Below are 22,318 nucleotides of genomic sequence, written 5' to 3' on the forward strand. Positions count from 1 at the left end.
TCAAAGTATTACGCCACCTGACCTTCTAAAAAGTCTTGCGCAAAACGCTGTAATACCCCACCCGCTTCATATACAGACACTTCTTCTTCAGTATCTAAACGACAGGTTACAGGCACTTCCAGAATTTCTTCCTTACCATCCGCTGTGGCACGTTCAATCACCAAAGTTAAAGTCGAACGCGGCGCAATATTACCAATCACGCTATACAGCTCAGTACCATCTAGCTTTAAGGTTTTACGGTTCACACCCGGCTTAAACTCAAGCGGTAAAACACCCATACCCACCAAGTTAGTACGGTGAATACGCTCAAAACCTTCAGCCACAATCGCTTCAACACCTGCAAGACGAACACCTTTCGCCGCCCAGTCACGGCTTGAACCCTGACCATAATCTGCACCCGCGATAATGATCAACGGTTGCTTACGGTTCATGTAGGTTTCAATCGCTTCCCACATCCGCATCACTTCGCCTTCAGGCTCTACACGTGCTTTTGAACCCTGCTTAATGGTGCCGTCGGAACGAACCACCATTTCATTAAACAGTTTCGGGTTGGCAAAGGTCGCGCGCTGTGCCGTCAAATGGTCACCACGGTGCGTTGCATACGAGTTAAAGTCTTCTTCAGGTACGCCCATTTTGTGCAGATATTCACCCGCAGCCGAATCCATCAGGATCGCATTTGATGGCGACAAGTGGTCGGTGGTGATGTTGTCACCCAAGATCGCCAACGGACGCATATTGGCTAAAGTACGTGGTGCAGCCAACGCCCCTTCCCAATACGGAGGACGGCGGATGTAAGTACTTTGCGGACGCCAGTCGTATAACGGACTTTCGGCTTGTTCAACTTCGCCCAAGTCAAACATTGGAATGTAGACTTTACGGAACTGTTCAGGCTTCACCGCTTCTTTCACAAGTGCATCAATTTCAGCATCCGACGGCCAGATATCTTTCAGGTAAATCGGCTTACCGTCTTTGTCATGACCTAACGCATCTTTTTCGATGTCAAAACGAATCGTTCCTGCAATTGCATAGGCCACAACCAACGGCGGGGATGCCAGGAATGCCTGTTTTGCGTATGGATGGATACGGCCATCGAAGTTACGGTTACCCGAAAGTACCGCAGTTGCATACAGGTCACGATCAATGATTTCTTGCTGAATCACGGGATCAAGTGCGCCTGACATGCCGTTACAGGTGGTACAAGCATAAGCCACGATACCAAAGCCCAGCTTCTCAAGGTCTTTGAGTACACCCGCTTCTTCAAGATACAGTGCAGCCGCTTTTGAACCCGGTGCAAATGAGGATTTCACCCAAGGTTTACGCACCAAGCCCAGCTCATTAGCCTTACGAGCCAACAGACCTGCCGCCACGGTATTACGTGGGTTAGAGGTATTGGTACAAGAGGTAATGGCCGCAATAATGATTGCGCCATCTGGCATTAAGCCATCGCTACGGTTCTCAACTACACCGGCAATGCCTTTTTCTTTCAAGTCAGCGGTAGAGACACGTGCATGCGGGTTTGATGGCCCTGCAATGTTACGGGTCACCGTTGAAAGGTCAAAACGAAGGACACGTGGGTACTCCGCTTGGGTCATATCCGATGCCCAAAGACCGATTTCTTTGGCATATTGTTCAACCAAGGCCACTTGCGCATCTTCACGACCGGTCAGACGTAAATAGTCGATGGTATTCTGGTCGATATAGAACATCGCCGCAGTTGCGCCATATTCAGGGGTCATATTCGAGATGGTGGCACGGTCGCCCACCGACATGCTGTCAGCACCTTCACCGAAGAACTCTAAATAAGCACCAACAACACGCTCTTTACGCAAGAACTCGGTCAATGCCAACACGATATCAGTTGCGGTGATACCGGCCTGACGCTGACCCACCAGCTCAACCCCGATGATGTCTGGCAGACGCATCCAGGATGCGCGACCAAGCATCACGTTTTCAGCTTCCAGACCACCGACACCGACTGAAATCACGCCAAGCGCATCGGTATGTGGGGTATGTGAATCTGTACCGACACAGGTATCCGGGAACGCCAAACCCTCACGGTTTTGGATCACCGGAGACATTTTCTCCAGGTTGATCTGATGCATGATGCCGTTACCCGCAGGGATCACGTCAACATTTTTAAAGGCAGTCTTGGTCCACTCAATAAAGTGGAAACGGTCTTCATTACGACGGTCTTCTACGGCACGGTTTTTCTCAAAGGCATCCGGATCAAAACCACCATATTCCACTGCCAATGAATGGTCCACGATCAACTGGGTTGGCACCACTGGATTGACTTTAGATGGGTCACCGCCTTTATCGGCAATCGCATCACGCAAACCAGCAAGGTCAACCAATGCAGTTTGTCCCAAGATGTCGTGACAGACCACACGTGCCGGATACCACGGAAAATCGAGATCCTGACGGCGTTCAATCAGTTGGGTTAAATAGGCCGTTAAATTTTCGGCATCGGCTTTACGCACCAGCTGCTCGGCCAGTACTTTCGAGGTGTATGGCAGCTTTGCGTATGCGCCTGGCTGAATATCTTCAACGGCTTGACGCACGTCATAATATTCGAGCTGGGTTCCTGCCAGCGGTTTACGGTATTTTGTGTTCATTAACCACGCTCCGCCAATGGTTTGAATTCAAGGTTTTCAGGGCCGGTATAGTTGGCGCTTGGACGAATGATCTTGCCGTCCTGACGTTGTTCAATCACGTGTGCAGACCAGCCCGCAGTACGTGCAATCACGAATAATGGCGTGAACATGGCCGTTGGGACACCCATCAAGTGATAGCTTACTGCACTGAACCAGTCGAGGTTCGGGAACATGTTCTTCACTTCTTTCATCACTGCTTCTAAACGTTCCGCAATCAAATACATCTTGGTATTTTCTTGCGCTTGGGCCAGTTCACGCGCCACTTGCTTGATCACTTCGTTACGTGGATCAGACACGGTATAGACTGGGTGACCAAAACCGATGACCACTTCTTTATTTTCAACACGTTTACGAATGTCTGCTTCGGCTTCATCGGCATTGTCATAGCGCTGCTGAATCACGAATGCCACTTCATTGGCACCACCATGTTTAGGGCCACGCAATGCACCAATCCCGCCGGTAATGGCCGAGTACATGTCTGAACCTGTGCCTGCCACCACACGTGAGGTAAAGGTTGAGGCATTGAACTCATGCTCTGCATACAGAATCAAAGAGGTATGCATGGCCTGAATCCATTGTTCCGAAGGCTTTTCACCATGCAGGAGATGCAAGAAATGTGCAGCAATCGAGTCATCATCGGTTTCAACTTCGATACGACGGCCGTTATTACTGAAGTGGTACCAGTACAGCAGCATTGAACCCAGACTTGCCATCAATTTGTCAGCAATGTCTTTGGCACCTGCTTCATTGTGGTCTTCATGTTCTGGGGTTAGGCAACCCAGTACAGAGACACCGGTACGCATCACATCCATTGGATGGGCAGATGGCGGCAGTTGCTCAAGTGCGGTTTTCAGTGCTGCCGGTAAGCCACGGAGTGCCTTTAATTTTGCTTTATAGGCTTTGAGTTCCGCTTTGTTTGGAAGTTTGCCGTGTACCAGCAGGTGGGCCACTTCTTCAAACTGGCTGCCTGCGGCAAGGTCGAGAATGTCATATCCGCGGTAGTGTAAGTCGTTACCGCTACGGCCTACGGTACAGAGTGCGGTGTTGCCAGCGACTTGTCCGCTAAGGGCCACTGATTTTTTTGGTTTGAAGCCTGTTGTTGTTTCATTACTGCTCATAAGATTGTCCTTTTTATATCCTTAGGTGAATTTCGTAGCGGTGTCTTACCGAACTCTCATCTTATTTGAGGATAAGCCTTCGGCCGGACTTACTTTTGATGGATTAAAAGTAAGCAAAAATCCTTTGTTGGCCTGACGGTACTTCCTGAGCAACTTCAAAGTATCGCTTTGAAAGCAGCGCAAGGCAGCCCAACGTGGCGGCATCCATGCCGCCTTCACGATCATTAATACTTTCATGAAACTGATAAAAATACTTTTTTATCTCTACTAGAAAGTCTTAAATTCGTGAAATCCCTCTCCCTCTGGGGGAGGTTAGGAGGGGGCGAAATTATTTATTCTTCGCAAAAGTTCCATCAAGATATTGTTCAAATGCATGGTAATTAATGCGTTCATACAATTCTTGGCGGGTTTGCATGGTATCGACCACATTTTTTTGCGTGCCTTCTTTACGCAACGTCTCATAAACATTTTCTGCGGCCTTGTTCATGGCACGGAAGGCTGAAAGTGGATACAGCGCAATGCTGACATCGGCAGAAGCCAGCTCGTCCGTGGTAAATAATGGGGTTGAGCCAAATTCGGTGATATTGGCTAAAACAGGCACTTTGGTGGCATTTGCAAACTGCTTATACATCGCCAATTCAGTAATCGCTTCCGGGAACAGCATGTCTGCACCCGCTTCGATATACGCCCCGGCACGGTCAATCGCAGCCTGCAAGCCTTCAACTGCAAGCGCATCGGTACGTGCCATGATCACAAAACTGTCATCGGTACGGGCATCAACTGCGGCTTTAATACGATCGACCATTTCTTGCTGGGTGACGATGGCTTTATTCGGACGGTGACCGCAACGCTTGGCACCCACCTGGTCTTCGATATGCATGGCAGCAGCACCAAACTTGATCATCGACTTGGTGGTCCGTGCGATATTAAAGGCAGAAGCACCGAAACCGGTGTCGACATCGACCAGTAACGGCAGGTCACAGACATCGGTAATACGGCGTACATCGGTCAGCACATCATCAAGGTTACTGATGCCCAGATCTGGCAAGCCCAAAGAGCCTGCGGCAACACCACCGCCCGACAAATAGATCGCCTTGTAGCCTGCACGCTTTGCCAATAACGCATGGTTGGCATTGATCGCACCCACCACCTGTAATGGTTTTTCATTTGCGACCGCGTCGCGGAATAGCTGACCAGCTGACTGTTTAGCCATGTTGTTGTTCTCCTTGATTTTGCAGCAATGTCTGCTCAACAATTTTGTAGGATGCATTGATGTGACGATGCATCAGCATTTCAGCCAGTTCACCGTCACCTTCAGCAATCGCATCTAATATGCGGATATGTTCTTCCCAGGCCTTGCCCGGACGATCCGGGGTATTGGAAAACTGGATACGGTACATACGGATGAGGTGATACAGCTCATCACATAACATTTTTTCGAGGGTTTTGTTGCCACTGCTTTTGATAATGCAGTAATGGAAGTCATCCTGACCTTCTTGCAGATAGTAGCCTTTACCGGCTTTAAAATTTTCATCCTCGGCATGCATGCGCAATACATCCCGCAGGGCCAGAATCTGTTTCTTGTCAATATGCTGCGCGGCCAGTTTACAGGCCAGACCTTCTAATGATGCACGGATTTGATAGAGCTCCTGAAACTGTTGCAGTGACAGTGACACAACACGCGCACCGACATGGGCGGTTCGTTCCACCAGTTTCTGCCCTTCCAGACGGTGAATGGCTTCACGTAACGGGCCCCGGCTGATGCCATAAATACGGGCCAGTTCAGGTTCTGAAATCTTGCTGCCCGCAGGGATCTGTCCCAACACAATTGCCGACTGGATTTGCTTGAATACGTGTTCCGTCAGGGTCACTCCCTGACTGGTGCTGAGGGCTTGAGGAACCAGGGTATCTTGCATATTGTCGACAATCTCTACAGTTTTGATGATTTTATAACGGGGTCTCAGAAAAAATGCAATAGGATTGTCGACAATAAAAACGACTGTATCTTTCAGTCCTGCCGCTGAACAATCATCCGGCCAGTTATCTGCAGGGCGATAAAAATTGCTATAAACAAATGTAAAACAAATGCTTATAAAGAAAGTTCGGCAGGGTTTGATGCTCCGTGCTAACCGGTGTCCTGATGGCTGCAAGGTCAGGCTACGACCATGGTCGGACAGCCTGATTGTAGACAATCCTTATAATTGAATCATCCCGACCAGTTTTGTCAGTAAATACTGCACCAAAATGTAAATAACAGCGTGCTTCAAGCAGTCTTTATTGATACATTATTGGGCATCAAAGGTTCCGCGCCTGAAGCGCCAGCCTCCCCAGACATCCATGCACTTTGTTGAAGAAAAGGACATTTTAATGTTTCAACATATCCCACCTTATGCAGGCGATCCGATCCTTTCACTCATGGAACAGTTCAATGCTGATTCGCGTGCTGAAAAGGTAAACCTCAGTATTGGTTTGTACTATAACGAAGACAGTATCGTTCCTCAGCTTGATACCATTATTGAAGCGCAAAAACGTATTGCCCCTAAAAACACGCAAACCAAGCTTTATTTACCAATGGAAGGTTTCAAGCCTTATCGTGATGCGATTCAAGCGTTATTGTTTGGTGCAAATAGCCCAGCCGTTAAAGCTGGCCGTGCTGTGACGATTCAAACACTTGGTGGTTCAGGTGCCTTAAAAGTCGGTGCGGACTTCTTAAAAGCTTATTTCCCGAATTCTGACGTTTGGGTGAGCCAGCCAACCTGGGATAACCACGTTGCCATCTTCAATGGCGCTGGCATCAAGACTCATTTCTACCCGTATTTCGATGCAGAAACGCGTGGTGTAGATTTTGACGGGATGTTGTCGACCTTAAAAACCTTGCCAGAACAAAGCATCGTGTTATTGCACCCATGCTGCCATAACCCAACCGGTGCTGACTTGAACCCGGCACAATGGGATCAAGTGATTGTGGTATTAAAAGAACGTAACCTGATTCCGTTCCTTGACATCGCCTATCAAGGTTTTGGCGATGGTATGGAACAGGATGCGTATGCCATCCGTGCCCTAGACCAAGCCGGTCTGAACTTCATTGTCAGCAACTCGTTCTCTAAAATTTTCTCACTTTACGGTGAGCGTGTTGGTGGTTTGACCTTCGTATGTGACGATGCAACAGCTGCTCAGTGCACCTTCGGCCAGTTGAAAGCAACTGTACGTCGTATCTACTCTAGCCCTCCTACAACAGGTGCCTGGTTGGTTGATGAAGTGTTAAATGACGCTGAACTTAACCAGCAATGGCAAGGTGAAGTCAAAGAGATGCGTGAACGTATTATCAAAATGCGTAGCATCTTGAAGGATGAGTTGACGAAAGCCCTGCCTGACCGTGACTTTAGCTACCTGGTCAACCAAAAAGGCATGTTCAGCTACACCGGTTTAACCGCTGAGCAAGTGGATATTCTACGTGAAGAATATGCCATCTACCTGGTACGCAGTGGCCGTATCTGTGTGGCTGGTCTGAACATGAACAATGTGTACAAGGTTGCCAACGCCATGGCTGAAGTCTTGGCAAAATCTGCTGCAACCGCTTAAGTTGTCACATCTAAAAAAGGCGCTTCAAGCGCCTTTTTTTATGGCTGGTTTGATTGCACTTCAGGACTTGGCCTTGCCCCAATACTTCAATTTAGAGGTGTGGCCAATCCCGACATTGAAACAGTTATTCGGATCAAGCTGCTGGTAAAAACTGGCCAAGGCAGGCTTGGCAATATACAGATGCCCGACATTATGCTCGGCAGGATATTCCGCACGGCGGGCATCGAGTAATTTCCACATCTGATGTTCCATCGCCAAAGGGTCATTGCCCTTTTTCAGGATATAGTCCTGATGGAACACATGACAGAAAAAATGCCCATAATACAGCTTATGAATCATCTGCTGTTCCATCTCTGCAGGCAGCTGCTCGACCCATTCACGATCATTACGACGTAAGGCAATATCTAGCGCCACAATATCTTCAACCTCGTCCCGATGAGTATCACGATAACGAATCGCTGCACCAGCCACTGCAAAACGATGCAAAAAGGCTTTACGCCCTTCCTCTGCATCGCACAGAAAAAAACTGCCTGATGAATGCACCGCAAAATAGTCCTGTAAAAATTGCCCGGTCTGGGCCTTGCAATTATTTTCAACGCGTAACATCAAGTGATGCTCATAACGATCGCGATATTCCGTCATCCGTTTGGGTAAATGACCCGGTAACAAGGACGTGATCGCCTGTAGAATATGATCGGTCAGGCCCTTGATCTTGAATTTTTCTAAAAAGCCATCGATCTTATCCTTGAATGCAAAGGCTTTGGGTACATTGGCGGTGCCAAATTTCTCGATAAACAGGAAGGTATCCTTACCGTATTTCTCACCAATATGATAGGCATCCCGGTGAAGGTATTCCCCTGCAATCGGCAAGCTTGGCAATGCCGTGAGTAAATAACGGCGGATGGCGGTCAGATCATCGGCATCATTTGTGCCAATATAAAAAACACTGCTCTCTACCTTTTCATAGGTATCCAGACGCACCGCAAATACACAGACTTTGCCTGCCGAACCTGAGGCTTCAAACAGACGTGAAGGATCGGCATTAAAACGTGCCGGACTATCGGCATCGACTTGAGAGACATCATGGGCATAACGCTGATCGGATGCCTGTTTATCGGGATCGTCTAAAATATCTGTCACCTGATAGCGCTGCTGCTCTAAACGGGTCAGGATCTCTTCCGGAGTTGAACCCAAGTTCACCCCCAGATGATTCACCAGTTCCAGCTGACCTTGGGCATTGACCTGTGCATATAGTGCCAGTTCGGTATAGGCAGGGCCACGACGAACCAAGGCACCGCCAGAGTTATTACAGACCCCTCCCAGTACCGAAGCACCGATGCAGGAAGAGCCGATCACCGAATGCGGTTCACGGTCATAGCCTTTCAGCAGTTGCTCCAGATTGTCCAGAGTCGCGCCCGGTAAACAGATCACCTGCTTGCCGTCATGGATGACCTGAATGCCTTTTAAACGGCGGGTACTCATCACCAATACAGGACGATCATAATCATCGCCATACGGCGTTGAACCACCAGTGAGTCCCGTATTGGCCGCTTGCATAATCACAATACAGTCCGCTGCAATCGCTGCCTGCAGCACCTGCCACTGTTCCAGCAAGGTCCCTGGTACAACGACTGCAAGCACTTTCCCCTCACCAAAACGACGGCCTTGACGGTACTGACGCGTGTCTTGGTCATCGGTCAAAACATAAGATCGCCCTACTATATTTTGTAAGCGTTCGATCACTGCTTGAGGAGAAAATGTTTGCATGATGGCTCCTTTGAATTATCCATTTATAAAACTAGACCAACACGACGGAGTCTTACTGTTTGTCATTTATCATTTGAGTAGCTCATTCTTCAATTTGAATCAGCCCTTTATTTGCTATCGCGGTTGGCGGCAAGGATGCCGCCTGTTGAGCAACCGTACAAGGAAGTACGGTTTGCTCAACAAAAGGTTTTTGGTTACTTTTGACCTTTCAAAAGTGACAAAGGCCTATACCTCAGACATAAGCATGTCACCAAACTTGGCGGCTGTGCCTACCACTAAACTTAGAAATAATTCTTAAAAATCTTGTTTAATGGCTTGTACCAAACAATCTGCATTAATCTCCTGAATCGACTTGGCACCCGTCAACGTCATTGCCACCCGCATTTCCTTATCAATCAAATCCAGCAAGTTGGACACCCCTTGCCCACCAGCTGCCGCCAAGGCATACACAAAGGCACGCCCCAGTAATACCGTATCTGCGCCCAACGCCAGCATGCGCACCACATCCAGACCGTTGCGAATACCAGAGTCTGCCAGAATCGCCAGCTCTCCTTTGACTGCATCCGCAATCGCAGGTAAAGCCCGTGCAGAAGACATCACCCCATCCAGCTGACGGCCACCATGATTGGAGACCACAATGCCATCTGCCCCAAAACGCACCGCATCCTTGGCATCTTCTGGGTCTAAAATGCCCTTGATCACCATCGGGCCATCCCAGAACTCGCGAATCCATTCCAGATCTTTCCAGGAAATCGACGGATCAAAGTTAGACCCCAACCAGCCGATATAATCTTCAAGCCCGGTCGGTTTGCCCAGATATGTGGAGATATTGCCCAAGTCATGCGGACGGCCACACATGCCGACATTCCAGGCCCAATGCGGATGCAACACTGATTGCAGATAACGGCGCATCGCCGCATTGGGACCACTCATACCAGAATGCGCATCACGATAACGTGCACCCGGCACCGGCATATCTACAGTAAACACCAGTGTTGAACAACCTGCTGCCTTGGCACGTTCCAGCGCATTGCGCATAAAGCCACGGTCACGCAATACATACAGCTGGAACCACATCGGGCGCTTGATTGCAGGCGCCACTTCTTCGATCGGACAGACCGACACCGTCGACAAGGTAAATGGAATACCTTTTTTATCCGCTGCCACCGCCGCTTGCACTTCACCACGACGTGCATACATACCGGTCAAACCGACAGGGGCCAAAGCCACAGGCATGGACAGGGTTTCATTAAACAGTCTGGTTTCCAGACTGAGTGCCGACATGTCATTCAGCACCCGCTGGCGCAAGGCAATCTCGGACAGGTCCTGTACATTGCGTTTCAAGGTATATTCAGAATAGGCGCCCCCATCGATATAGTGAAATAAAAATGGCGGTAACCGGCGCTGTGCCGCAGCACGATAATCATTGCCAGAAGAAATAATCATTTAGAGTCCACTCTTGTTAAACGTGTTGCACGTTTCTGGCGAGCTTCATCTTCATCCAGAGCACGTACATGATTAATCACAAATTCGATATGACCACACACCGCCTGGCGTGCAGCTTCGGGATCTTTACGATCAATCGCATCCATCACCTGAAAATGCTGCTCACTGAGCAAGTCACCATTGACAGGATCGTTATAAACTTTCTTGCGTCCCAGCAAGACATTGTATTGCAGCAAGTCAAACAGGCTGCGCATCATCTGGATCAGCACGATATTGTGCGAGGCCTCGGCAATCGCCAGATGAAATTCGGCATCAGCCACAGCTGCCCGAGCCGAATCACCGGCGTTTTGATGGCGACTGATCTCGTCAAAATAATGATGGATTTTGGCGCGATCTTCAGCGGTTGAGCGCAATGCCGCATACCACGCCGTTCCCCCTTCCAGTAACAAACGGGCTTCTTGCACATCAAAACGGTACAACGGGTCTTCTTCAATCAGGTTACTGATCGGATTCACAATCAACTGTTGTGACCACTGTTCCGGTAACTGCTGGATATAAGTACCATCCCCACGGCGGCTACTGAGCACGCCCTGACTATTCAACTGCTGGATCGCTTCACGCAAGGACGGACGAGACACCCCCAGACTGGCTGCAAGCTGGCGCTCGGCGGGCAAACGATCACCTTGTTGCATCTGGCGCTGCTCAATGAGCGCCTGTAATTTCATGACCACTTGATCGGAGATTCTCATCACGTTCCCTTTACTCGAGTTATGGAATCATCCACGGCAGCAGATAAGCCTGCACCGTAACGATGATGCCAACAAAGACCGTAAATATGATGCTATGTTTTACCGTGAAACGGAACAGGTCCGACTCTTTCCCCACCAGCCCTACGGCGGCACAGGCAATTGCAATCGATTGCGGTGAAATCATCTTGCCGGTTACCCCACCACTGGTATTGGCCGCCACCAGCAACACTTCCGGAATCCCGATTTGCTGGGCCGTGGTCGCTTGCAAGGCTGAAAACAGCGCATTGGATGAAGTATCCGAACCCGTCAGGAAGACACCCAGCCAGCCCAAAAACGGCGAGAAGAATGTAAAGGCATGCCCAGTATGCGATAACGCCAAAGCCAGCGTTGCAGACAGGCCAGAATAGTTGGCAATAAAGGCAAAGGCCAACACCATACCAATCGAATAAATCGGGGTTTTTAATTCATTCAAGGTTTCAGCAAAGGTACTGACCGCCTCACCGGTTTTCATTTTCAGGAAAATGATGGTGATGAGGGCGGCAATGAAAATCGCGGTCCCTGTGGCAGAGAACCAGTCAAATTTATAAATCGCTTCATAGGCCGTAGTGTCAGGCACAATCGGCGCCATTTTTTCCACCAGCTTATGCAGATATGGCACTTCGATTTTCACGATCCAGCCTGCCAATGCCCCATCTTTGGCAAACAAGGCCTTAAATGGCTGAATACTCCAGATAGTCACCATCACGGTTAAAATCATAAACGGCGACCATGCCTTGGCAATCTGCGCCATGCTATAGCGTGGTGGCGTACCTTCTGCCAAGCTTGCCGGTTGTGGCTTGACACCTTCAAAACGGAAAATATGCTTTGGCTTCCAGACGCGGAACAATAAGGTCAGGCTGACCAGTGAAGCAATCGAGGCCGTAATATCCGGTAATTCAGGCCCCAGAAAATTTGAGGTCAGGTATTGTGCAATGGCGAAGGCACTTCCCCCTACCAGCACTGCCGGCCAGGTCTCTTTTACCCCGCGCCAGCCGTCCATGATTGCCATGATCCAGAACAGCACGATAATAACCAGAAACGGCAACTGACGACCGACCATCTGGCTGATTTCCATGGTCTCTACCCCCGAGACCTGCCCTGCCACAATAATCGGAATGCCCATGGCACCAAAGGCCACAGGCGCAGTATTCACAATCAGACACAACCCAGCCGCATAAAGCGGTTTAAAACCGAGTCCGACCAATAATGCTGCGGTAATCGCAACAGGCGCACCAAAACCTGCTGCACCTTCTAAAAAGGTCCCAAAGGCAAAACCGACCAGCAGCATCTGTAAGCGCTGATCTTCGGTAATCGATAAAATACTGGAGCGGATGATATCGAACTGTCCGGTTTTGACAGAAATCTTATACAGAAATACCGCACCGATAATAATCCAGGAAATTGGCCATAAACCGTAAAAAAAGCCATAAATCACCGAAGCAAAGGCCATTTCAGCAGGCATTTGATAAAAGAATAAAGCAACCAGCATGGCAATGATGACGGTACAGGTTCCCGCCACACTGCCTTTTAAACGAAAGACCGCCAAAGCCAGAAAAAAGAAAATAATCGGAATCAGCGCCACTGCACTGGATAGCCAGATGTTATTGAAAGGATCATAAATTTGTTGCCACACATTTAGCATTCTCATCTCCTTGAAATGCTGGGCGTCATTTTGTTTTCACTTCGATATTGAACAAATCTTGCTTAATTGGTATGACCAATATTAAATAAACAGACAAACCATCTCTGTTTGCAACCTTCATGCATCTTAATTATCTGAATTAAAAGCAGCAACCCTGTACAACACCATCAAATTGGTATGACCAATAATAATTAAAAACAAATCAATCCTTTTGTATCACTTGCTTGGGCCGGCCTACGACTAAAGTCGGATAAAAATTTCTGCTGGTACTCTCTCATCCTGTAACCGTTGCTTTCAGCGCTGCCTTTCACAACGGGAAATAGGACTTTCAGATGATATCTGTATAATGTGTTCACAACTCAAATCACATCACTATGAATTGAACAATATGACTCAACTGACTTGCTTTAAAGCCTACGATATTCGCGGCAAACTCGGTACCGAACTCAATGAAGAGATTGCCTATAACATTGGCCGTGCCTATGGACAGATCTATCAACCCAAAACCGTGGTGATCGGTTGTGATATCCGTTTAAGTAGCGAAGGCTTAAAACAGGCGACCATTCGTGGCTTGAATGATGCGGGTGTCGATGTGCTGGATCTCGGCATGACCGGCACGGAAGAAGTATATTTTGCTGCTTTCCATCTCGATGTCCAGGGCGGGATTGAAGTCACTGCCAGCCATAACCCGATGGATTATAACGGCATGAAACTGGTACGTGAAAATGCACGTCCCATCAGTGCCGAGACTGGGCTGAAAGACATTCAGGCCCTGGCCGAATCCGGTCAGTTCACTGAAGTTGCCCAAAAAGGGACGACTCAAAACTACAATATCCTGTCGGAGTTCGTTGAACATCTGCTCACTTATATTGACCCGAAAAAAATTAAGCCGCTTAAACTGGTGGTGAATGCCGGCAATGGTGCAGCAGGCCATGTGATTGATGCGATTGAACAAAAATTCCAGCAACTGGAAGTACCGGTTGAATTTATCAAGATCCACCATGACGCAGATGGCACCTTCCCGAATGGCATTCCCAACCCGATCCTGATCGAAAACCGTGACAGCACCCGTGATGCTGTACTGCAACATCAGGCCGATCTGGGCATTGCCTGGGATGGCGACTTTGACCGCTGCTTCCTGTTTGATGAAAAAGGCCAGTTTATCGAAGGCTATTACATTGTCGGTTTACTGGCTCAGGCCTTCCTGATCAAGCAATCCGGTGAGAAAATCGTGCATGATCCACGTCTGGTCTGGAATACCTTTGATATCGTCGACCAGTATCAAGGTGTCGCGGTACAGTCGAAATCGGGCCATGCCTTCATTAAGGATGTGATGCGTGAACACAACGCGGTGTACGGCGGCGAAATGAGTGCGCACCATTATTTCCGTGATTTTGCGTATTGCGATAGCGGGATGATTCCGTGGCTACTGACCATTGCACTACTGTCAGAAACAGGCCAATCACTGTCCACACTGGTTGAGAACATGATTGCCAAATTCCCGTGTAGCGGTGAAATCAACTTTAAGGTGGCAGATACACAGGCAACCGTACAAAAAATCTTTGATCACTATGCTGTGCAAAACCCGCAAGTAGACCGTACCGATGGCGTGAGTCTGGATTTTGGTGCTTGGCGCCTGAATGTCCGTGCATCGAATACAGAACCATTACTGCGCTTGAATATTGAAAGCCGTGCAGACAAAAATCCGCAACCGATGCAGCACTATGTCGATGAATTAACCGCATTGATTCAGGGCTAATTTAGTCCAAATAAAAAAAGGAGCTTTATGCTCCTTTTTTTATGACAACCAAACTCAGTTAAAACCATTTGGATTTTGCTTTTGCCAGTTCCAGCTGTCTGCCAGCATATCTTTCAGCGTATATTGGGGTTGCCAGTCGAGTTCATTGATTGCACGGCGATTATCAGCAAATGACGTTGCCACATCCCCTGCACGGCGCGGAGCAAATTCAAAAGCAATCGCTACGCCATTTACCTGTTCAAATGTATTTTTCACCTCGAGAACCGATGAACCATGACCGGTGCCAATGTTCCAGGCACGGCAGCCTTGTGCAGCCAGACGATTATTTAAGGCACACAGGTGTGCATTGGCCAAATCCACCACATGGATGTAATCACGGACACCTGTACCGTCGATGGTGTCATAATCATTGCCATAAATCGACAGCTTCTCGCGACGCCCGACGGCTACCTGGGTGACATAAGGCATGAGGTTATTCGGGATACCTTGCGGGTCCTCACCGATCAGGCCACTCTGATGCGCACCGACAGGATTAAAATAACGCAGTAAGGCAATCGACCAGCGTGCGTCTGCCTGGGCAAGTTTCTCCAGCATTTGTTCAACAATCAGTTTGGTATAACCATAGTTATTACTTGGCATACCCGTTGACATCGTTTCATTGAGTGGAGAATGATTCGCCTCATCATACACTGTGGCCGATGAACTGAAGACCAGGGTAAAAACGCCTGCCTTCTCCATTGATTTAAATAACTGGGCACTACCTGCAATATTATTGTCAAAATATACCAGTGGAATTTGCTGGCTTTCCCCCACGGCTTTTAAACCGGCAAAATGGATCACGGCATCAATCTGGTGGTTTTGGAAGACCTGATCCAGTTCATCGGGGTGACGGATATCACCTTTGACAAAAACCAGAGTTTTATCCGCCAGTTTTTGTACACGATGTAACGCTTCTTCCGAGCTATTGGATAAATTATCGAAGACGACAACTTCATGCCCTGCATTTAGCAATTCTAAACAGGTATGTGAACCAATATAGCCAGCCCCGCCTGTGACTAAAATTCTAGCCATCTGTTTTTCCTAACAATATTTTCAATAAACCTTGTGTCGATGCATCAAAAGCCGACAAATCCTGTTGTTCACGATTTAAAATCGGTAACAGTTGATTGGCAATTTCCTTGCCCTTTTCAACGCCCCACTGATCAAAAGGATTGATATTCCACAACACCGATTGCACAAACACCTTGTGCTCGTACAGTGCAATCAGCATACCGAGACTATAAGGATTGAGCTCTTTGAGTAAAATGGTAGAGCTTGGCTGGTTGCCTTCATATTGCTTATAGGCAGGTAAACCCTGAAGCTCATCCGCTGCTAACGCCTGATTACCAAATGCCAGTAAACGCGATTGGGCCAGACAGTTAGAAAGTGCCAGATGATGTTGCTCAACCAGTGCTTCTGCACTTTCTGCATAGGTAAACTGATTGGCGTTATAACGTTTGACCGGGGCAATAAAGTCACAGCTGACCGAATGCGTACCTTGGTGTAACAGCTGGTAAAAGGCATGCTGGGCATTAGGACCTACTTCGCCCCAAACGATTGGACAAGTCGCCGAGCTGACTTTGTCACCATTGCGCTGAATGGATTTTCCGTTCGACTCCATTTCCAGCTGCTGTAAATACGCCGCGAAATACTTGAGCCGCCCATCATAAGGCAGCACGGCATGGGTCTGGATATCCAGAAAATTATTATTCCAGACTCCTAACAGCCCCATCAATACCGGAATATTCTGTTCAAATGGCGCCGTCTGGAAATGCTGGTCAATGGCATACGCACCTGCCAGTAACTGCTTAAACCCTTCCACACCAACGGTCAGAGCAATCGGCAAGCCAATACAGGACCACAGTGAATAACGTCCGCCGACCCAGTCCCAGAGTAAAAGCTGCTTATCTGGTGCAATGCCCCATTCACTCATTTTGTCTGGCTTGGTCGATACCCCGACAAAATGATTATTCAGGATTTTTTCACTGCTTCCCAATGCTTTCTCTAACCATTGGCGCACGGTCTGGGCATTGGAAAGGGTGTCAATGGTGCCAAAGGACTTGGAGGAAATAATAAACAAGGTGGTTTCAGGGCGAAGCTGATGCAATAACTCGGACAGCTGGCTGCCATCCATGGTTGAAACAAAATGGATATCTAAAGGCTTCGCGGTTTTGACCTTAAAATCTGAAAGTGCATGCGTGACCATGAGCGGACCAAGATCGGACCCCCCGACACCAATGTTGACCACATCCTGAATCACCTCACCAGTGGCCCCACGGCACTGCCCGGCATGAATCTTTTCAACCAGTGCAAACATCTGCTCAAGCTGCTCCTGAACAGCCTGATTGACCTCAGGTAACACTGGACTGGATTTTGGCAAACGTAAGGCCCAGTGCATCGCAGCGCGTTGCTCAGTGTAGTTAATCTGATCACATGAGAACAGGCGTTTCATCCAGCCATGCAGGTCTTGAGTCTGGGCCAGCTCTACCAGCCGGCTCAACACCTGCTGATCAATACGATGTTTACTAAAATCGAAAACAATCTGGTCATATTCAACGGAAAAGCGTTTAAAACGTGCCTCATCTGCTGCAAACAGGCCCGTCAGGTGCAGGTCTTTAAACTGTTGTTGTAATACCGAGAGCTGTTCTACAACCGATGTTTGCGGTTTAACAGGAAAAGGATGAATCTGCTTTGTCATGATTAACGCCCCACTCCCATATAGGCAAATCCTTGTGTTTTTACATAGTGCGGGTCATAAATATTGCGGCCATCTAAAATCAGCGGATGTTGCATCAACTGGTGCAACTGCTTGAAATCCGGACTCCAGTATTGCTTCCAGGCAGTTAAGACACATAAACCATGTACCTCTTTCACCGCCTCATATTGATCATGATGCAGTACCAGATCAGGACGCGATCCATACATCATCTCGATTTCATCCAGCGCCTGCGGATCATGCAGATGAACCGTGACCCCCTGGGCCCATAGGGCAGCAAGCATCTGGTGAATCGGGGAATGCTGGATACTGGAGGTATTCTCCTTAAAAGAGGCCCCCCAGATCGCAATGGATTTTGCTTGTAAATCGCCGTGGTAATAATTCCAGAACTTACGGAACAGGATTTCTTTCTGTTGCTCGTTGATCTCCCAAACCTGGGCAAGTAGCTGGCTTTTCACGCCGGTATTGGCAACGGTATTGGCAAGCGTCAAGATATCATGGGAGAAGTTCTCTCCTCCAAAACCGGCGCCGGGTGCCAGATAGGCCGAACCAATACGGCTATCGGCTGCCATGCCCTGCCTCACCGAGACAATATCGATGCCAAGTTTTTCCGCCACCACAGCCAGATCATTAATATAGCTGATTCGCGTCGCCAGCATGCCTGAAATACTCAGCTTGGTAAACTCGGCATCCAGAATCGGCATAAACAGATATTGCTGCTCCAGCGGGAAAAACGGTCTGAGCAACTCTTTGACCTTGACCTGGACTTCACTATTGGTACAGCCCACAATCAGCTGTTTTGCCTGGGTCAGACTCTGTAAGGCATTACCTTCCTGCATGGTATCGGGCAAGTACACCCAGTCATCATCAGACAAGATCTGCTGGAACTTTTCCGTTCCGCGTAAGCCAAAGGTCGAGGCATTGATCATCAGTTTTGGGTGAATGATCGGACGCTGTTTCAGGGAGTTTAACAGCTGGAATACCTGCTGTTCCTGGGTCTGGTTAAAACTGAACAGATAAGCATCAATATCCAGCGGAATACCTGCCAAATCGCTATAGCGCAGGAACCCCGTGGTCAGCTGTTTCTCGAGTAAATGACTGACATTTTCATCATGAAACGAATATTGCTGAGCATCCGCTTTGGTATCGAGCTGAGAGCACCAATACACCAGATGCCCTGTTTCAGATAACAATGCAGACATGACGCCTGCATATAAGGTACTACCAAAGATTGCAACTTTCATAACATGCTTGCCCTAAATGATTACAGGGCCAATTCCTTGATTAGGCCCTTAAACTCTGCGCCCAGTTTTGGATGCTCAATACCGTAATGTAACACAGCTTTAAGATAGCCCAGCTTGCTACCGCAATCGAAAGTCTGGCCTTTCATGCGATACGCCTCTACAGCCTGTGTCTGCTGTAAAGTGGCAATTGCATCGGTCAGCTGAATTTCATTACCAGCACCGCGAGGCGTATTTTCCAGCAACCCCATAATCTGGGCAGGCAGAATATAACGTCCCACCACCGATAAATTTGAAGGGGCTGTACCGATCGCAGGCTTTTCCACAATCCCCTGCATGATGATACTTTCACCTTCATTCGGAGAGACCTCGACATCCACGATACCATATTGGTCAACCAGATGGTCAGGTACAGCCTCAACCATAATTTGTGCAGCTTGAGAGGCGCCAAAACGCTGAATCATCAAGGACAGGTCATTTTCAGTACTCTGGTTTTTGACCAGCACATCAGGTAACAGCACCGCAAAGGCTTCATCGCCAACAATATCTTTGGCACAGAGTACCGCATGACCAAGGCCCAACGGCTGTGGCTGACGCACACTCACCACGCTGACATGTTTTGGCAGAATATCGGTGATTTCTTTCAGCAAGTCGAATTTTTTCTTTTGCTCTAGTGTGGTTTCCAGCTCAAAATTACGATCAAAATAATTTTCAATTGAAGCTTTAGAGGAATGGGTGACCAAAATGATCTGTTCAATACCTGCTTCAACGGCTTCACGCACCACGTATTCAATTGCAGGGCGGTCAACCACAGTCACCATTTCCTTAGGAATCGACTTGCTTGCAGGTAAAAAACGTGTACCTAAGCCTGCAACAGGTAAAATTGCTTTTTTGATCATATTGAAAATCTTTACTTGATGATAGAACTCGACTGTGAATCTGAACCCGTGAAACGGCTTGCCCCGACGGTTTGATCTGGAGCATTGATGCCTTCCCGCTTCAGCATGACATCAACGGTTTTTAACATGATCTTAAAATCTAATAAAGTATTATGTTCTTCTACATACTTTACATCCAGGGCAAATTTTTCTTCCCATGACAGATTATTACGGCCACTGACCTGGGCAAGCCCGGTCATTCCTGGCTTAACTTCATGTCGGCGCATTTGTGCGGGTGTATAATATTCAAGAAACTCAGGCATTTGAGGCCGTGGCCCTACAATACTCATATCCCCTTTTAAGACATTAAACAATTGGGGCATTTCATCAAGTGTTGTAGCACGTAATTTTTGACCAAAAGGTGTGATCCGCAGTTCATCTGGCAAGAGATTACCATGCGGGTCCAGTGCATTTTTCATCGACCGGAATTTAATCATCTTGAATATTTTCCCATCTTTTCCAGGTCTGTCCTGATAGAAAAAGATAGGCGAACCTAAATGCTTACGTACTTTGTAAGCAACAAAAATAAAGACAGGACTAAGAAGTAGAATTGCAATGGATGCTACTACAATATCAACAAGTCTTTTCATTTTCAGCATTTAAACCCATGATTTCAAATAATTTTTGATTTACTTTATTTACATCGAATTTTTCTTGGGCCATCCTGTAACTTTGTCGCCCCATTATATTGACCTGTTCAGGATGCTCAATGAAATAGCACATTTTATCAGCTAATACTTGAACATTCCACTTTGGCACAAGAAAACCATTGACGCCATCTATCACCGTTTCTCTACAGCCAGGAACATCTGTTGTTATTACAGGCCTTCCTATTGCCATGGCTTCCTGTGTACTCCGGGGGACACCTTCTCGATAATATGAAGGTAATACAAAAACAGCTGTATTTTGAATACGTTGTGCAACGTCTGTAACAAAACCAGCATATTCTATAATTTTTAAATTCACCAGCTCATCAAGCTGGGCCTGGGTCAACCCATATGGATTTTCCTTATCCAGCCCACCAATTACCTTAAAAGTGACATGGGGATATTTTTGCTTAACTATTTTAGCAGCTTCTATATATTCATAGATTCCTTTCTCTGCCAATAGCCTTGCAATAAAAATAAATGAAACTGGCTTTGTATCTTCCCATAATGTATAGGAATAATCTTCTAAATTAAGTCCAATAGGTCCTAGCACATTTACTGAATTTGTTTTATGCCAGATTTTATTTTTCTTAACCAGATCTACAGGATCATCCGGATTTAAAAAAATAATTTTATCTAAGAAAGGAAAAACCAATCTATATAAAGTAATCTGTATAAAACGAACCAATTTTACTTTTAAACTTTGTCCATGCTTATGAATCGTAAAAGGCGTTCCCAAGCCTTCTACCATCCCGATAATTTTTGGCGTATGACTAAGTTTTGCAGCCAAAGAACCATAAATAATGGGTTTCGTGAAATATGAAAAAACCAGGTCAGGCTGTATCTCTGAAATCTTACGTTTTAACTCAACAAGCGTTTTAAAGTCGGCAAAAGGATTTAGACCTCCACGACTCATAGAATAAGTAACAGGAATACAACCTAATGTTTTCAACTGCTCCAGATCATGATTAGTATATTCACTGGTAAAAGTATATACTTCATAGCCTAGACTAATCAGTTTCTTAATCATATCTAGCCGAAAGCCTAATAAGCTTGTAGCTGTGTTTCCAATTAAAATGATTTTTGCACTATTATTTTTCATATTTAACACTTAAAATTTTATTTAAATTTTCTTTATATCTTACTTGATCATAATCAGTAATTTCATTTACTCTTCGATTTTGCAAAATAAACATTAAATTAAAAAGATCAAATATTCTCACAATCATTTTTTTCAATTCAAACTTGCAAACAATTTTATTTTTCAAGCTATTAGAAATAACCCCTGAATAATATCTATTAATTACCTCTATCTGGGTATTATAACCTTTAATCATCTTAGCTTTTTTGACATTTTCCACTTCACGATAATAATAAAGCGGCTCTTGTAGCACACTATATTTTAGGTCATTTTTAATAGCAGCTGATAACCATAGTTCATAATCCTCAGCTAAAGCATTATCTTCTCTGTACGGATTGCGCAAGCACCATTGCTTCTTGGCTAACATAGAGGCATGTAATAAATTCGTTAATCCCCCAAGAATCTCACTTGCTTTCATAATCCGGTTTTCAGGTAATCTCTTTCCTAGAACATTGTTATCTTGATCGATAGAATACATACCTGTTGTCACTAAATCATATTCTGGGTTTTGGCTTAAAAAAGTATACTGCTTTTCCAGTCGCTCAACATCCATCAAATCATCAGCATCCATACGAGCAATGAAACCAAATTTTGCTTCATTGATGATTTCATTCAACCGGGCTGGAAGTTTCTTATTCAACCCATCAGAAATTACACGTATTCTTGGATCTAACCGCTCAAACTTTTTCGCTATATTTAGTGAACGATCTGATGAACCATCATCGATCAATAACAGTTCCCACTCCTGAAAAGTCTGTGCCAATACCGATTTAATCGCATCTTCAAGGTATGCTTCAGCATTGAAAAAAGGTATGCCAACAGAGATCATAGAAATATTTC

The 22,318-nt window shown here is 46.8% G+C and carries 17 protein-coding genes; 2 read left to right on the forward strand and 15 right to left on the reverse strand.

Features of this window, described 5'->3' with window-relative positions; genetic code table 11:
• Nucleotides 1-8: 8 nt before the first annotated feature.
• From acnD to OC23_RS15795, 4 genes are all read right to left on the reverse strand, one after another.
• The gene (gene acnD / locus OC23_RS15780; protein ID WP_038345927.1) at nucleotides 9-2,615 is read right to left on the reverse strand and encodes a Fe/S-dependent 2-methylisocitrate dehydratase AcnD; all 2,607 of its coding nucleotides are present in this window, start codon (nucleotides 2,613-2,615) and stop codon (nucleotides 9-11) included.
• Entirely contained in the window at nucleotides 2,615-3,772 is a 1,158-nt protein-coding gene (gene prpC / locus OC23_RS15785; protein WP_038345929.1) for a 2-methylcitrate synthase, read from the reverse strand. The genes acnD and prpC overlap by 1 nt, the downstream gene beginning before the upstream one ends.
• A gap of 328 nt (nucleotides 3,773-4,100) precedes the next feature.
• Complete coding sequence (prpB, locus tag OC23_RS15790; RefSeq protein WP_005228322.1) at nucleotides 4,101-4,985, reverse strand: methylisocitrate lyase; 885 nt, start codon at nucleotides 4,983-4,985, stop codon at nucleotides 4,101-4,103.
• On the reverse strand, nucleotides 4,978-5,688 hold the full coding sequence (locus OC23_RS15795) for a GntR family transcriptional regulator (protein ID WP_038346436.1): 711 nt from the start codon (nucleotides 5,686-5,688) through the stop codon (nucleotides 4,978-4,980). Before OC23_RS15795 ends, prpB begins: the two co-directional genes overlap by 8 nt.
• Before the next feature lie 451 nt (nucleotides 5,689-6,139).
• On the opposite strand from OC23_RS15795, the gene OC23_RS15800 reads away from it, so the two are divergent.
• Nucleotides 6,140-7,354 carry an aromatic amino acid transaminase gene (locus OC23_RS15800; RefSeq protein WP_038345932.1) on the forward strand — a complete coding sequence of 405 codons (1,215 nt, stop codon included), beginning with the start codon at nucleotides 6,140-6,142 and terminating at the stop codon, nucleotides 7,352-7,354.
• 60 nt (nucleotides 7,355-7,414) lie between these two features.
• On the opposite strand, the gene dld is transcribed toward OC23_RS15800, so the two are convergent.
• The 4 genes from dld to lldP form a co-directional block, all read right to left on the reverse strand.
• Entirely contained in the window at nucleotides 7,415-9,121 is a 1,707-nt protein-coding gene (gene dld / locus OC23_RS15805; protein WP_038345934.1) for a D-lactate dehydrogenase, read from the reverse strand.
• A 294-nt stretch (nucleotides 9,122-9,415) separates the two neighbouring features.
• A complete protein-coding gene (gene lldD / locus OC23_RS15815; RefSeq protein ID WP_038345937.1) occupies nucleotides 9,416-10,567 on the reverse strand; it encodes an FMN-dependent L-lactate dehydrogenase LldD in 1,152 nt (383 codons plus the stop codon).
• The gene (gene lldR, locus OC23_RS15820) at nucleotides 10,564-11,316 is read right to left on the reverse strand and encodes a transcriptional regulator LldR (protein ID WP_038345939.1); all 753 of its coding nucleotides are present in this window, start codon (nucleotides 11,314-11,316) and stop codon (nucleotides 10,564-10,566) included. Before lldR ends, lldD begins: the two co-directional genes overlap by 4 nt.
• A 19-nt stretch (nucleotides 11,317-11,335) precedes the next feature.
• Nucleotides 11,336-13,003 (reverse strand): L-lactate permease, encoded by a 1,668-nt coding sequence (lldP, locus tag OC23_RS15825; RefSeq protein ID WP_171194814.1) that lies wholly within the window; start codon nucleotides 13,001-13,003, stop codon nucleotides 11,336-11,338.
• A 382-nt stretch (nucleotides 13,004-13,385) separates the two neighbouring features.
• On the opposite strand from lldP, the gene OC23_RS15830 reads away from it, so the two are divergent.
• Nucleotides 13,386-14,756, forward strand: a complete 1,371-nt coding sequence (locus OC23_RS15830; protein ID WP_038346437.1) for a phosphomannomutase/phosphoglucomutase — start codon at nucleotides 13,386-13,388, stop codon at nucleotides 14,754-14,756.
• A gap of 54 nt (nucleotides 14,757-14,810) precedes the next feature.
• Here the strand turns inward: OC23_RS15830 and galE are convergent, their stop codons facing one another.
• From galE to OC23_RS15865, 7 genes are read right to left on the reverse strand one after another with little or no spacing between them, the layout of a single operon-like run.
• Nucleotides 14,811-15,827, reverse strand: a complete 1,017-nt coding sequence (galE, locus tag OC23_RS15835) for a UDP-glucose 4-epimerase GalE (protein WP_038345943.1) — start codon at nucleotides 15,825-15,827, stop codon at nucleotides 14,811-14,813.
• A complete protein-coding gene (pgi, locus tag OC23_RS15840; RefSeq protein WP_081407336.1) occupies nucleotides 15,820-17,493 on the reverse strand; it encodes a glucose-6-phosphate isomerase in 1,674 nt (557 codons plus the stop codon). The genes galE and pgi overlap by 8 nt, the downstream gene beginning before the upstream one ends.
• A 2-nt stretch (nucleotides 17,494-17,495) precedes the next feature.
• Nucleotides 17,496-18,755, reverse strand: coding sequence for a nucleotide sugar dehydrogenase (locus OC23_RS15845; RefSeq protein WP_038345946.1), 1,260 nt, complete (start codon nucleotides 18,753-18,755; stop codon nucleotides 17,496-17,498).
• Between the two features lie 20 nt (nucleotides 18,756-18,775).
• Nucleotides 18,776-19,651 carry a UTP--glucose-1-phosphate uridylyltransferase GalU gene (gene galU / locus OC23_RS15850; RefSeq protein ID WP_038345948.1) on the reverse strand — a complete coding sequence of 292 codons (876 nt, stop codon included), beginning with the start codon at nucleotides 19,649-19,651 and terminating at the stop codon, nucleotides 18,776-18,778.
• An 11-nt stretch (nucleotides 19,652-19,662) separates the two neighbouring features.
• On the reverse strand, nucleotides 19,663-20,280 hold the full coding sequence (locus OC23_RS15855) for a sugar transferase (protein WP_038346438.1): 618 nt from the start codon (nucleotides 20,278-20,280) through the stop codon (nucleotides 19,663-19,665).
• A complete protein-coding gene (locus OC23_RS15860) occupies nucleotides 20,264-21,439 on the reverse strand; it encodes a glycosyltransferase family 4 protein (protein WP_038345949.1) in 1,176 nt (391 codons plus the stop codon). Before OC23_RS15860 ends, OC23_RS15855 begins: the two co-directional genes overlap by 17 nt.
• Nucleotides 21,429-22,307: a glycosyltransferase family 2 protein gene (locus OC23_RS15865; RefSeq protein WP_038345950.1), complete on the reverse strand. Its 879-nt coding sequence runs from the start codon at nucleotides 22,305-22,307 to the stop codon at nucleotides 21,429-21,431. The genes OC23_RS15860 and OC23_RS15865 overlap by 11 nt, the downstream gene beginning before the upstream one ends.
• Nucleotides 22,308-22,318: the final 11 nt, after the last annotated feature.

It is taken from the genome of Acinetobacter sp. A47 (assembly GCF_000805455.1).
GTDB lineage: Bacteria > Pseudomonadota > Gammaproteobacteria > Pseudomonadales > Moraxellaceae > Acinetobacter.